General features: G+C 74.0%; 11 protein-coding genes. 8 read left to right on the plus strand and 3 right to left on the minus strand.

Annotation, left to right across the window (positions count from 1 at the left end; genetic code table 11):
* Nucleotides 1-9: 9 nt before the first annotated feature.
* The 3 genes from NOCJ54_RS26260 to NOCJ54_RS26265 are packed head-to-tail and all read left to right on the plus strand — an operon-like array spanning nucleotide 10 to nucleotide 4,168.
* The gene (locus tag NOCJ54_RS26260; RefSeq protein ID WP_051485941.1) at nucleotides 10-1,572 is read left to right on the plus strand and encodes a sugar ABC transporter ATP-binding protein; all 1,563 of its coding nucleotides are present in this window, start codon (nucleotides 10-12) and stop codon (nucleotides 1,570-1,572) included.
* On the plus strand, nucleotides 1,569-2,564 hold the full coding sequence (locus NOCJ54_RS0115885; protein WP_051485938.1) for an ABC transporter permease: 996 nt from the start codon (nucleotides 1,569-1,571) through the stop codon (nucleotides 2,562-2,564). Before NOCJ54_RS26260 ends, NOCJ54_RS0115885 begins: the two co-directional genes overlap by 4 nt.
* Before the next feature lie 53 nt (nucleotides 2,565-2,617).
* Complete coding sequence (locus NOCJ54_RS26265; RefSeq protein WP_051485943.1) at nucleotides 2,618-4,168, plus strand: amidase; 1,551 nt, start codon at nucleotides 2,618-2,620, stop codon at nucleotides 4,166-4,168.
* Here NOCJ54_RS26265 and NOCJ54_RS0115895 read toward each other — a convergent pair.
* Nucleotides 4,152-5,072 (minus strand): class I SAM-dependent methyltransferase, encoded by a 921-nt coding sequence (locus tag NOCJ54_RS0115895; protein ID WP_028656274.1) that lies wholly within the window; start codon nucleotides 5,070-5,072, stop codon nucleotides 4,152-4,154. The two genes, NOCJ54_RS26265 and NOCJ54_RS0115895, sit on opposite strands and share 17 nt — an antisense overlap.
* A 93-nt stretch (nucleotides 5,073-5,165) precedes the next feature.
* Between NOCJ54_RS0115895 and NOCJ54_RS0115900 the strand changes: the two genes are divergently transcribed.
* A complete protein-coding gene (locus tag NOCJ54_RS0115900; RefSeq protein WP_028656275.1) occupies nucleotides 5,166-5,894 on the plus strand; it encodes a hypothetical protein in 729 nt (242 codons plus the stop codon).
* Between the two features lie 30 nt (nucleotides 5,895-5,924).
* Here NOCJ54_RS0115900 and NOCJ54_RS0115905 read toward each other — a convergent pair whose 3' ends face one another.
* Nucleotides 5,925-6,803, minus strand: a complete 879-nt coding sequence (locus NOCJ54_RS0115905) for an Fpg/Nei family DNA glycosylase (protein ID WP_028656276.1) — start codon at nucleotides 6,801-6,803, stop codon at nucleotides 5,925-5,927.
* A gap of 182 nt (nucleotides 6,804-6,985) precedes the next feature.
* Between NOCJ54_RS0115905 and NOCJ54_RS28425 the strand changes: the two genes are divergently transcribed.
* Nucleotides 6,986-8,404 carry a hypothetical protein gene (locus tag NOCJ54_RS28425; protein ID WP_028656277.1) on the plus strand — a complete coding sequence of 473 codons (1,419 nt, stop codon included), beginning with the start codon at nucleotides 6,986-6,988 and terminating at the stop codon, nucleotides 8,402-8,404.
* 65 nt (nucleotides 8,405-8,469) lie between these two features.
* Complete coding sequence (locus NOCJ54_RS0115915) at nucleotides 8,470-9,678, plus strand: ATP-binding protein (protein ID WP_028656278.1); 1,209 nt, start codon at nucleotides 8,470-8,472, stop codon at nucleotides 9,676-9,678.
* A gap of 19 nt (nucleotides 9,679-9,697) precedes the next feature.
* On the opposite strand, the gene NOCJ54_RS28430 is transcribed toward NOCJ54_RS0115915, so the two are convergent.
* Nucleotides 9,698-10,459, minus strand: coding sequence for a Stf0 family sulfotransferase (locus NOCJ54_RS28430; protein WP_028656279.1), 762 nt, complete (start codon nucleotides 10,457-10,459; stop codon nucleotides 9,698-9,700).
* Nucleotides 10,460-10,595: 136 nt separating this feature from the next.
* Here NOCJ54_RS28430 and NOCJ54_RS26280 point away from each other — a divergent pair, with 136 nt between their 5' ends.
* Nucleotides 10,596-11,240 carry an SHOCT domain-containing protein gene (locus NOCJ54_RS26280; protein ID WP_157514929.1) on the plus strand — a complete coding sequence of 215 codons (645 nt, stop codon included), beginning with the start codon at nucleotides 10,596-10,598 and terminating at the stop codon, nucleotides 11,238-11,240.
* Nucleotides 11,241-11,385: 145 nt separating this feature from the next.
* Nucleotides 11,386-13,044, plus strand: coding sequence for an ATP-binding cassette domain-containing protein (locus NOCJ54_RS0115930; protein WP_028656280.1), 1,659 nt, complete (start codon nucleotides 11,386-11,388; stop codon nucleotides 13,042-13,044).
* The last annotated feature ends 220 nt before the right edge of the window (nucleotides 13,045-13,264 follow it).

A 13,264-nucleotide genomic window follows, 5' to 3' on the forward strand; every position in this document is an offset into this window, starting at 1 on the left:
GAGGTGGGCATGCACGACCTCGCCGTGCGCGAGCCGGGGCACGCGTCGGACGCGCCCGTGACGCACGGGGTGAGCCTGGCGATGGAGGGGATCTCCAAGCGCTTCGGCGGCGCGGTCGCGCTGGAGGACGCCTCGGTCCGCCTTCGGCCCGGCACCGTGCTCGGGCTGTGCGGGGCCAACGGCGCCGGGAAGTCGACGCTGGTGCGGATCCTGGCAGGCGTCGAGCAGGCCGACTCCGGCCGGATCCTGCTCGACGGACGGGAGGTCCGCATCGACAGCCCGCGCGCGGCGACCGCGCTCGGGCTGAGCTTCGTCCACCAGGAGCTCAACCTGGTGCCGAAGTTCACCGGCGTGCAGAACCTCGCGCTCGGTCACTCCGCCAGCCGACTGGGCCTGGTCGACGAACGACGCGTGCGTGCGCGGGCCGCAGAGGTCGCGGACATGCTCGGTCACCCGCTGGTGCTGGACGTGCCTGTCGACCGGCTGCCCGTCGCGGAGCGGTGGATGCTGTCGCTGGCGCGAGGACTGATGCGGCCGGCGAAGGTGGTGGCCCTCGACGAGCCCACCGCGTCCTTCACCGAGGAGGAGGCAGAACGGCTCTACGCGGTCATCGAGCAGCTCACCGGTAACGGGGTGGGCCTCCTCTACATCTCGCACCGGCTCGAGGAGGTGCTGCGGGTCACCGACGACATCTGCGTCCTGCGCAACGGGCGACTGGTCGGGACCTTCGAGTCCGACACCCTCGACGTCCACACCCTGACCCGCCACATCGCCGGGCGAGAGGTCGAGTCCATCGAGAGCCAGGGCCCCACGCACCCGCCCGGGGAGCGGGTCCGGCTCGCCGTGCGCGGCCTGTCGCGGGCGCCCCTGGTGAACGGGATCGACCTCGACCTGCACGAGGGCGAAGTCCTCGGCATTGCGGGACTCGTCGGATCCGGCCGCACCGAGCTCGCGCGACTGCTGATCGGCGCGGACGCCGCCACCAGCGGCACGGTCGTGCTCGACGGGGAGCCCTACGCCGTGCGCAGTCCCCACGAGGCCATCCGGCGCGGGATCTGCCTCGTCCCGGAGGAGCGCCGCAGCCAGGGGCTCGTGCTGTCCGACAGCATCGAGGACAACCTCCAGATGGCTGAGCTGGGCGCGGCTCGGCGCGGCGCTGCCCTCTTCCGGCCTCGGTCGGCGCGCAGGGTCTCGAGGTCGCTCATCAAGCGGTTCGGCGTGAAGGCCAGGTCGTCCAGGGACCCGGTCCACTCGCTCAGCGGCGGCAACCAGCAGAAGGTCGTGCTGGGGAAGTACGTCCGCACCGAGCCTCGTGTGCTGATCCTCGACGAACCCACCGTGGGCGTCGACGTGGGCGCGCGTGCCGACATCTACCGGATCATCGGCGACCTCGCTGCCTCCGGTTGCTCGGTGCTGGTCATCTCCAGCGACTTCGACGAGCTCGCGATCTGCCACCGCGTGGTCGTGGTGCGTGCCGGCACCGTCGTCGCATCGGTCGAGCGGACCGCCGCGACGAAGAACCGCCTCACCGAGCTGTGCTTCACCCCCATCGACGAACAGGAGACGTCATGACCGCGACGACCATCCAGCCCGCGCTGGTGCAGCAGCCACGCTCGGCACAGCTCTGGCTCCTCCTCGGCCGGTACGGCGCCCTGATGATGCTCGCCGCCCTGGTGCTGGTGATGTCGGCGCTCAAGCCCGACACCTTCGCCACCGGCAACAACGTGGTCAACATCCTCAACCAGAGCGCCCTGTCCGCCGTGATCGCGATGGGCCTCACCTTCACCCTCGTCACCGGGGAGTTCGACCTCAGCATCGGCAACACCGCCAGCCTCGCCGGGGTCGTCGCGTGCACGGTCATCGTGCGGCACGACCTGTCGATCCCCGTGGCGATCCTGTCCGGGATCCTCGTCGGCATCCTCATCGGCCTCCTCAACGGCTTCGTGGTGACCGTGCTGGGCGTCAACGCCCTGGTCGCCACCCTGGGTGTCGGCACCCTCGCCGTCGGCGTGAACTACGCCATCGCCGGGGGCACTCCCGTCTCGCTGAGCGACCCGGACGGCTTCCTGGAGATCAGCCTGGGCCGCTTCCTCGGCATCCCGTATCCCGTCTACATCATGGCCGGGCTCGCCCTGCTGGCCTGGGTGGTCCTCAACCGCACCGTGCTGGGCCGCTCGATGCAGGCCGCCGGCGGGAACGCCACCGCGGCCGAGCTCTCCGGCATCCGGGTGGACCGGGTCCGCGTCGTGGGCTTCGTGATCTGCGGGGCGCTGGCCGGCCTCACCGGCGTGCTGCTGGCCACCCGGACCGGGAGCGCTGCGGTCTCCGCGGGGGACACCTACCTCCTGGCGGCCTTCGCCGCAGCGTTCTTCGGCTCCGCCGTGCTCCGCGACGGACAGTTCCACATCATCGGGACCGTCATCGGCGTGATCACCGTCGCCGTCGGCTTCAACGCGATCGCCCTGCTCGGGATGGAGACCTACTGGCAGTACTTCTTCCAGGGCCTCGTGCTGATCATCGGCGTCGGGGTGGGCACCGTCGCCCGGCGCCGCGCCGCCAAGTGACCCGCACGGTGGCGCCCGGCCTGGGCGCCGCCGCCTCCCAGAACGGAGTGCTGATGACCATTCCCGACCCGACCCTCGCCGACCTGCGGGCCCATGCCGCCTCGCTGACCCTCGACCTCGACGACACCGCGCTCGAGACCTTCCGGGCACTGATGGGGCCGAACCTCGACGTCTACCGGCAGCTCGACGCCATCGAGGACGAGATCCTCGCGCCGTCGTACCCCCGCGGGGCGGCGCACCGACCGCAGGACGAGGAGAACCCCTACAACGCCTGGGCCTCGAGGATCGACGTCCCGGGCGCGGCGGACGGGCCGCTGGCCGGCCGCACGGTCGTCCTGAAGGACAACATCAGCCTCGCCGGTGCCCCGCTGCTCAACGGCATGCGCTCGATGGACGGCTTCGTGCCCGACAGCGACGCGACCGTCGCGACCCGGGTCCTCGACGCCGGCGGGCGGATCGTGGGCAAGGCGCACTGCGAGTTCATGAGCGGCTCCGGCGCCAGCCACACCAGTGCGTGGGGCCCGGTGCGCAACCCTCACCGGCCGACCCACTCGACCGGAGGCTCGTCGTCGGGCTGTGCTGCGCTGGTCGCCGCCGGCGAGGTCGACATGGCGGTGGGCGGCGACCAGGGCGGATCCATCCGGGTCCCCGCCAGCTTCTCCGGGATCGTCGGCATGAAGCCCACCCACGGGCTGGTGCCCTACACGGGGATCGCGCCGATCGACCCGACCATGGACCACGCCGGCCCGATGACGGCGACCGTCACCGACAACGCCCTTCTCCTCGGCGTGCTCGCCGGCTCCGACGGGCTGGACCCGCGCCAGCACGCACCGCAGGTCAGGGACTATCTCTCCGGCATCGAGGACGGGGTGGAGGGCCTCCGCATCGGCGTGGTCAAGGAGGGCTTCGGCCTGCCCGGGTCCGAGGCGGACGTCGACGCCGCCGTGCGGGCGGCTCTCGACGAGCTCCGCGGACTCGGCGCGGTCGTGGAGGAGGTGTCGGTCCCGGTCCAGGCGACCGGCGCGACCGTGTGGCTTCCCATCACGGCCGAGGGCGCGCTCCGCACCATCTGCCACACCAACGGCTTCGGCACCGCGGCTCGGGGCTTCTACCCGATCGACTTCCTCGACCGGCTGGGGGGATGGCGGGAGATCACCGGCGAGATGCCGCCCAACGTGATCTCGGTGCTGCTCCTCGGGCAGCACATGCACGCCCGGCACCGGGGGCGGTACTACGCCAAGGCACAGAACCTCCTGCGCCGCGCCCGGGCGTCGTACGACGACGCGCTGGGGCGCCACGACCTGCTCGTCATGCCGACCACCCCCATGAAGGCGACCCCGTTGCCCGCGCCCGACGCGCCGGTCGAGCTGGTCGTCCAGCGTGCCTACGAGACCCTGGTGAACACGGCGATCTTCGACGCGACCGGACACCCCGCGCTCAGCCTGCCCTGCGGCGTGAGTGACGGCCTGCCCATCGGGATGATGATGGTCGGTCGCCATCACGACGAGCCGACCCTCTACCGGGCCGCGCGGGCCCTGGAGCGGCACCTCGCGCTGGACCTGGTCCCGGCCGGCGGCCGGCGGGAGGTCAGCGGAAGTCGATGAGCAGCATGCCCGAGTCGTCGTCGGCCGGCGGCTCGACCGCGGGAGCGAGTGCCACGGGGACCGTCGGCTCGCCGACGTAGTCGTCCGCCCCCTCCTCGGTCGCGCTGGCCCGGGCGTCCTCGGGCTCCTGCGGCGCGGGGGTCTGCCGGATGGTCTTGGGCTGGATGCCCACCACGGCGCGGAAGCACTCGGTGACCCACGGCAGCTGCATGCCGTCCATGCCGCGGCCGAAGTCGTCGTAGAACGCGAGCACCTCGCGCACCCGCGACTCCTGGCTGGTGCGGTCGAGGGTGGCGACCTCGGCGAGGGAGCGGACGAGGTCCTGGACCGACGCACGGTCGATGACCTGCCACTGCTTGAAGGACGCGTCCTCGGCCGGCCCGAAGTAGGGGGAGGACTCGATGGCCTCGCCGATGCCGGTGCCGAGGGCGTGGTGGCCAATCAGGTTGCCGAGCCGCTTGACCCAAGGGATCCGCTCGTCGCGGACGTTGCGGATGACCGCGAAGGTGCCGCCGCGCTTGAGCACGCGGGCGATCTCGGGCAGCGCCTTCTCGGCGTCGAAGAGGTCGACGGAGTCCGCGGCCACGACGAGGTCGTAGGTCGCGTCGGCGGCCGGGATCTCCTCGGCGCTGGTCTGCGAGACCCGGAGCTCGGGCAGCCGCAGGGCGAGCCGGTCGAGCATCCGCGGGTCGGGGTCGGTCGCGTGCACGTCGTGCCCGAGCTCGACCAGGTGCTCGGTGAGCTTGCCGGTGCCGGCGCCCAGCTCGAGGACGGTCAGGGGCTGGTCGCCGGTGAGCCACGCCGCCGCCTCGCGCGGGTAGCCGGGGCGACCGCGGTCGTAGGCCTCGGCCACGGCGCCGAAGCAGAGCGCGGCCGGAGGTGGGGTGGTGTCGTCGGTAGCCATCACGGCGAGGGTACGGCGGCAGCGACCCCGCGTGGCGGAGGCACGCCTGAGCCGGGCCGAGGTCACACCGCCGCCGTCAGTACCGTTGGCCCGGTGACGACCGACCCGCACGCCTGGCTGATCTCCCTCGAGGGCATCCCCTCCGGCTTCGCCGGTGCCCGCGACGGCATCGACGTCGTGCTGCGCGACCGCGGCCTGCGCCGCACCAGCCCCGAGCTGACCGGGGAGTCGCTGCTGCGCGGCGCCCACGCGAGCGCCGTGCTCGAGGGGTCGTCGTCGACGCTGGCCGAGGTCCGCGCCGGGGCGGGCGACGAGGTCGCCGCGGACGCCGTGCGCGTCTCCACCGAGCTGCTGTCGCTGGTGCCGGTCGTGCGCCGCCAGCCGCTCCAGGCCTTCGCCCGCCTGCACACCCTCGCCGCGCGCGGCGTGCTGCCCGACGAGCTGCTCGGCCGCCCGCGCGACGGGGAGGCGGCGTCGAGGCTGCGCGGCATCGCCGAGCTGGTCACCGCGCCCACCCAGGCGCCGGCGCTCGCCGTGGCGGCGGTGGTGCACGCCGAGCTGGTCACCGCCGCCCCCTTCGGCTCCCACAACGGCATCGTCGCCCGCGCCGCCGAGCGGCTGCTGCTCGCGGCGAAGGGCGTCGACGAGAAGTCGCTCGTGGTGCCCGAGGCGGCGCACCTGGCGCTGCGCCCGCAGTACGAGTCCAACCTGCGCGGGTGGGCGACCGGCGGCCCGGCCGGCATGCACGCATGGCTGCTCTACGCCAGCGAGGCCTACTCGGCCGCCGCCGAGGCCAGCCCGCTGGTCCGGGACGCGGAGTAGCGGTCCCCCGCCGACGAGGACGACGCCGCGCTACTTCAGGAACTTGCTGGTCCGCCGGTCGGCGAGCGGTTTGCCGCCGGTCTGGCAGGTGGGGCAGTACTGCAGGCTCGAGTCCGCGAAGGACACCTCCCGGACGGTGTCGCCGCACACCGGGCACGCCTCACCGGTCCGGCCGTGCACGGCGAGGTTCGACTTCTTCTCGGCCTTCAGCTCACTGGCCGCCAGGCCCCGGGAGCGCTCGACCGCGTCGCCCAGGGTGTCGCGGATAGCGGAGAACAGCGTGGTGAGCTCGGCCTCGTCGAGGCTGTCGGCCGGCTTGAACGGTGACATCCGCGCCGCGTGCAGGATCTCGTCGGAGTAGGCGTTGCCGATGCCGGCGACCGTGCCCTGGTGGCGCAGCACGCCCTTGATCTGCTTGCGCCCGGCCTCGGCGAGGATCTCCGCCAGCCGCGCCCGGGTGAAGTCGTCGGTGAGCGGGTCCGGACCGAGGCTGGCGATGCCCGGCACGTCCTGCGGGTCGCGCACGAGGTAGAGGGCGAGCGACTTCTTCGTGCCCGCCTCGGTGACGTCGAGGCCGGCGGTCGCGTCGTCGCGCTCGTCGAGCAACACCCGCACCGCGAGCGTCGACTTCGGGCTCGGCCGCGGCGGCAGGGACGGCAGTTCGTCGCGCCAGCGCACCCACCCCGCGCGAGCCAGGTGCAGGACCAGGTGCAGGCCACTGGCCTCGATGTCGAGGAACTTGCCGTGGCGTCGTACGTCGTCGACGAGGGTGCCCTCGATCGCGGACAGCGGTGGGTCGTAGGTCTTCAGGGCGCTGAACGCGGCGACGTGGACCCGCGTGATCGCGCGGCCGTCCAGCCGGCCCCGCAGGTCCAGGGCCAGCGCCTCGACTTCGGGGAGCTCGGGCACGTCGACAGCCTAGACACGTCCGGTGACAGGGCCGGTCCGTGGCGCCGGTCACGCGCCGGTGGCGCAGCGCTGGGACTTTGTCCTGTTTCCGGCCCCGGGCAGTGACCGGACGGCGCCTCGCCCGGTTGGAGGCGTGCCGCGGCTCGGGGACGCGGCCCACCCCCCTGTCGAAAGGCCCCTCCATGTCTCGCCGCCACCTGCCCCGCCTCGTCCTCGCGCCCGTCGCCCTTGCGACCGTCGCCGTCGTCGGCCTCGGTCCCGCCGCCTCCAGCGCCGAGGTGTGCGGGCAGCCGACGGTCCCGGCTCGCTACGAGCTCGTCGAGCACCCCGCTGTCGTGACCCACGTGCCGGCGCAGGCCCACCTCGAGTGGCGCTGGGAACGCACGGTGCCGGTGACCGAGGTCGAGCACGCCCGCGTCGTCACCCCGGCGCAGCACGTCCGGACCTGGGGCCGGGCGGTCGACACGATCGAGCGCGAGCACGTGCGCAGCGTGGTCGTGCAGGAGCACGTCCCCGGCCGGGAGGAGCAGGGCCACTGGGAGGAGCAGGTCACCGAGCCCGCGGTGGTCCGCACCCTGTGGGAGTACCGCCACCACCGGACCGGTGCCCTGCGCTGGCAGGTGCCGGGCTGGAACGCCGGTGAGCTCGGCATCGGCTGGTCCCCGACCGGCGAGGTGCGCGACGAGGTCGTCACCGAGGCGACGGTCGAGCGGGTCTGGGTGACCACCTCGCCGGCCGTGCCGGAGGTGCCGGAGCAGCGCCGGGACGAGACCACCTGGGTGGTCGACGGCGACGAGCCGCCCGCCGGCGCGACCGCCACCGGAGCGACCCGCGTCGCCGGCAGTGTCTGGGAGACCGTCGAGCTGCCCGACGGCGAGGAGCCCGACGGCGACGGCTGGGTCGCCGACGAGCTCGTCGAGACCGTCCCGGCCGAGGTCGACCGGCGGTGGCTGCCGGAGGGCGTCGCCGCCCCCGCGGGGTACGACGCCACCGGCGCCACCCGCGCCGCCGCGCCCCGCCACGAGGAGACCACCGGCACCTCGGCCACCGCCCCGGAGGGCGAGGGCTGGACGCAGGTCGCCGGCTCCGAGGTCACCGTCGTCGACGTCGCTGCCCACGACCGCGTCGACCAGCAGGCCTGGGTCGAGCAGGTCCTGGTCAGTCCCGAGGTGCCCGGCACGCCGTGCCCGAGCGAGCCGGTGATCGGGGAGGGCGGCGACGACCCCGACGGCTCCGACGACTCCGACGACGACGTGGTCCCGAGCGACCCGCTGCCGGTCGACGACGCGGATGACGCAGACGACGCGGATGACGCGGATGACGCGGACGACGCGGATGACGCGGGCGACGACGGGGACGGTGCCGTCGACGACGACGAGGACTACGAGGAGGCGACCGGTGACGACCTGCTCGACGGCGACGTGGTCGTCGACCAGGAGGAGGGCGAGGTCGGCGGGATCGCCACCGTGGCCAGCCCGGCGGCCGTGCTGCCGGCGACCGGCAACGGCGCCGAGCCGTGGCTGCTCGGCCTCGGCGTGGCCGGCGTGGTCGCCGGCGGTGCGCTGGTGCGCGGCAGCCGGGGCCCGGTCCGCCACCGCTGACCCGGCTTCTCCGACACGCTAGGTGAATCTAGGGCGGGCGCTAGAGACCCGGATAGCGTCGGAGCATGGACCCGATCCGCAACCCGTACGCGCCGGGCGCCGGCCAGCGCCCGCCCGAGCTCGCCGGCCGTGACCAGCAGCTCGCGGCGTTCGACGTGGTCCTGGAACGGGTCGCCCGTGGCCGCCCGGAGCGCTCGCTGGTGCTCACCGGGCTGCGCGGGGTCGGCAAGACGGTCCTGCTCAACGCGCTGCGCTCGGCCGCCGTCCGCAAGGGCTGGGGGACCGGCAAGCTCGAGGCCCGGCCCGACCAGTCCCTGCGCCGGCCGCTGTCGTCCGCGCTGCACCAGGCGGTGCGCGAGCTCGGGCGGCCGGCGCTCGACGCTGCCGAGGCCGACGACGTCACCCAGGTGCTCGGCGTCATCCGGTCCTTCGCCCAGCGTGACGCCGGGGCGGACGCGAAGCTGCGCGACCGGTGGAGCCCCGGCATCGACGTCCCGGCCGTCCGCGGCCGCGCCGACTCCGGCGACATCGAGATCGACCTCGTCGAGCTGTTCTCCGACGTCGGCGGGCTCGCCGCGGACGCCGGCAAGGGCGTCGCGGTCTTCGTCGACGAGATGCAGGACCTCGGTGCCGCCGACGTGTCCGCGCTCTGCGCCGCGTGCCACGAGCTGAGCCAGAACGGCCTGCCGTTCATCGTCGTCGGGGCCGGCCTCCCGCACCTGCCGGCCGTGCTGTCGGCGAGCAAGTCCTACTCGGAGCGGCTGTTCTCCTACCAGCGCATCGACCGGCTCTCGCGCGACGCCGCCGACCGGGCACTCGCGGCCCCGGCGGCCGAGGAGGACGCCGAGTTCACCCCCGAGGCGCTGGACGCGATGTACGACGCCACCCGCGGCTACCCGTACTTCATCCAGGCCTACGGCCGGGCGGTCTGGGACCTCGCGCCCCGCACCCCGATCACCGCGGACGACGTCGCGGTGGCCGGCCCGGAGGCGGAGCAGGAGCTCGCCGTCGGCTTCTTCGGCTCGCGCTTCGAGCGGGCCACCCCGGCCGAGCGCGACTACCTGCGCGCCATGGCCGACGCCGCCGGCGACGAGGAGGACCCGGTCGGCTCGGTCGCCACCGCGGACGTGGCGGGCGTGCTCGGCAAGAAGCCGCAGTCCCTCTCCCCGGCGCGCGACTCGCTGCTCAAGAAGGGCCTGATCTACTCCGGCGAGCGGGGCCGGATCGCGTTCACCGTCCCGCACTTCGGCCGCTACCTGCGCACCCAGTCCTGACCCGGCGTGCGCCGGCGTCTCACGCGCCGTCGCTGAGGAAGCGTGCCTTCCAGTCCTCGTTGACCTGGTCGGCCTGCCGCTGCGGCGGCTGCACCAACGGCTCGGCACCGGGCTGGCGTTCCACGCCGAACCACTCCAGCACCCGGTTGACGGTGCCGACCGTGTCCGCCAGCAGGTCCTCGTACTCGACCCGCAGCGGGGTGATCCCGTTCTGCGCGAAGTAGTCGTCCCAGAGCGCGTTCTGCCGCTCCAGCGTCGCGATGGCGTCCCGGATCTTGCCGGCGTCGTACTCCGGCTCGACGTCACTGCGCTGGAAGCTGATCCAGGCCTTCGTCTGGCGGGCGATGGCCAGGGAGATCCCCTGGGCGACGACGTCCCGCCGGCGGATCTGGACGTAGCGCTCGAAGTGCAGCGCGTCCAGCAGCGCGGGCTGCTCGGCGAAGCGGCGGAACTGGGGCCAGTGCGCCTTCGTGCCCCACCAGCCCGTCGGCGAGGTGCGGTGCCGGTACAGGTGGACCAGGACCTCCTCGAAGGTCTCCACCCCGAGCCGTCGGCACCACTCCTTGCCGTGGGTGGGGTGGAGGTACTCCAGGGGTGCCCCGAGCGCGCCGGTCTCGGTCAGCAGGTGTCCGAGGTAGTGGCTGCCGGATCGTCCGGTCGAGGCCATCAGCCACGTGCGTGGCGTGCCCTCGAACTCCGGCAGGTCGTAGGCCGCACCGAACTGGTCCCACCGCTCGGCGGTCGCAGGAGCCGTGGCGTCATCGGCAGGAGGAGTCGACATGATCGCTCAGGCTAGCCGTCCGGGCGCGGTCCCGCCGTCTCGCGGGCACCCGCGACGCCGCCGGCGACGAGGAGGAGTCTGGTGCAGTTCCTCCTCGCCCGTTCCCCGGAACCACCCGGCGCCCTAGCCTGTCCGCGTGAGCGTTCCCGCCCCGGACGTGCCGCCGCCGCGCTCCTTCGCCCGCAACCTGGTCCCGACGCTGGCCTTCGTCCTGCTCGCCGGCATCGTCGGGCCGATCTTCCTCGTCGTGGGGCTCAGCCTCCCCGCCGACGACCCGAACGACGCCTGGCTGCTCCCGGTCGGCATCGCGATCACCGTGGTCGACGTGCTGGTCGCGGTCATGGTCGCCCACCACCGCACCGACCGGCAGCGGCGGACCTGGGAGCTGCGCACCCGCGGCCGGCGGGCCCGCGGGCGGGTGCTCTCCTTCGAGCAGACCAACGTCCGCATCAACGACCAGCCGCAGGTCGTCATCCGCCTCCTGATCGAGGGCGACGACATCGCTCCCTTCGAGGCGCAGGCGCGGACGGTCGTGCGCGACGTGCACGTGCCGCTGCTGCACACCGGCGTCCTGCCGGTGCTCATCGACCCCGAGACCGACGCGTGGGAGATCGACTGGGAGGCCGCGCAGGTGGTCTCGCCCACCGCGCTCGCGGGGTCCGCGGAGCCGGAGCGACCGGCAGCCGAGCGCCTCGCCGAGCTCGACGACCTGCTGCGCCGCGACCTCGTCAGCCGCGAGGAGTACGACGCGGCGCGGGCCCGGATCCTCGAGGACCTCTGAGCCCGGGCCGGTGCCGCCGGTTAATCGTTGGCGCGGGACCGGCCGGTCGTCGTACCGTGGCGGCACCATGTGGCTGACTGCTTGACCCGACTCGCGCCCGCGGCCCCGTGCCCGGCGAGTCCGACCCTCGTCGCGAAGGCCCGTCATGCCAGCCACCCCCACCCTCCAGCCCGTCGTCGTCCGCGACCTGACCGTCACCTTCGGCCGCCGCACCGTCCTCGACGGCATCGACCTCCTCGCCCAGCCCGGCCGGCGGATCGGGCTCATCGGCGAGAACGGCGCCGGCAAGTCCACGCTGCTGCGCGCCATCGACGGCACCCTGCCGCGCACCGCGCAGGTCGGCGGGACCGTCGAGGCGCCGGCGGACCGCGCCTTCCTCACCCAGGAGCCGCCGTTCAGCGACGCCGCCACCATCGAGGACGTCCTCGCCACGGCGCTGCGGCCGCTGCGGGATGCGGTCGCGACGGTCGAGGCGCTGGCGAGCCGGCTCGACGACCCCGCGGTGGCCGACGACTACGCCGCCGCGCTGGAGCTGGCGCTCGCCCACGACGCGTGGGACGCCGACCGCCGGGCCCTCCTCGCCGCCGAACGGCTCGGCCTCGACCGGCTCGAGCCCACCCGGCAGGTGGGCTCCCTGTCCGGTGGCCAGCGCACCCGGCTGGCGCTCGCCACCCTGGTCACCCGCCGGCCGGGCTGCCTGCTGCTCGACGAGCCGACCAACCACCTCGACGACGACGCGGTGGCCCTGCTCGTCGACTTCCTGCGCGACCTGCCGGGCGTCGTGCTGCTCACCAGCCACGACCGCGTCCTGCTCGACGAGGTGTGCACCGACCTGGTCGACCTCGACCCGGTCGGGATGGGCACCGACGGCCGCGGCGGCCGGAGGTACGGCGGCGGCTGGTCCGCCTACGCCGCCGAGCGCGAGGCGGCGCGGCGCCGGTGGGAGCAGACCTGGGCGCAGCAGCAGGAGGAGCTCGAGCGGCTGCGCGCCGCGACCCGGATCGATGCCGGCGCGATCGCGCACAACCGCGGGCCGCGCGACAACGACAAGTTCATCCACGCCTTCAAGGGCGCGAACGTCGACCGGGCCCTGGCCCGCCGCAAGAAGGACGCGGAGCGGCGGCTGGAGGAGGCGGAGCGGACGCAGGTGCGCAAGCCCCCGGCGCCGCTACGGCTGTCGACCGAGCTCACCGGCGGTGCTGCTGCGGGCGGCGGTGCTGGTGGGCGGGTGGTCACCGTCCGCGACCTCGAGGTCGTCGACCGGCTGCGGCTGCCGGTGCTCGACGTCGCCGCGGGGGAGCACCTGCTGGTCACGGGCGCGAACGGCTCGGGGAAGTCGACCCTGCTCGGTGTGCTGTCCGGCCGGCTCGCCCCGACCGCCGGCACCGTGCAGGTCGGCGCGCAGCGCGTCGTCGAGCTCACCCAGGACCCGGTGTTCCCCGACCTGACCGCCTCGGCCGCCGACACCTACGCCGCGCTCGTCGGCTCCGACCTCGCCGTACGCCGCCCGCTGCGCTCCCTCGGCCTGCTCCACCCGCGCGAGCACCCCAAGCCGGTCGTCCTGCTGTCCGTCGGGCAGCGCCGCCGCCTCGCCCTGGCCGTCGCCGTCGCCTCCGCCCCCGACCTGCTGCTCCTCGACGAGCCGACCAACCACCTCTCCCTCGCGCTGGTCAGCGAGCTGGAGGAGGCCATCGGCCGCAGCCCCGGCACGGTCGTGGTCGCCTCCCACGACCGCTGGCTCCGCCGCCGCTGGGCCGGCACCACGCTCGCCCTTTCCGCCTCACGCGGGGCCGGTCCGCTGTAACACGTTGATCGCGGCTCTTCCCGCCCGTCGGCCGCGGCTGAGGGGCGCTGGGTGGGGCTGGAACAGTCGTGAGGGGGCTGGCAGGTCGGCGGACCACGTGTTGCAGCGCGCTGGGGCACGGGACGCGGGCGGCCGGTCCGCTGTAACACGTTGATCGCGGCTCTTCCCGCCCGTCGGCCGCGGCTGAGGGGCGCTGGGTGGGGCTGGAACAGTCGTGAGG

Origin of the sequence: Nocardioides sp. J54, from assembly GCF_000519005.1 — a bacterium.
Lineage (GTDB): Bacteria > Actinomycetota > Actinomycetes > Propionibacteriales > Nocardioidaceae > Nocardioides.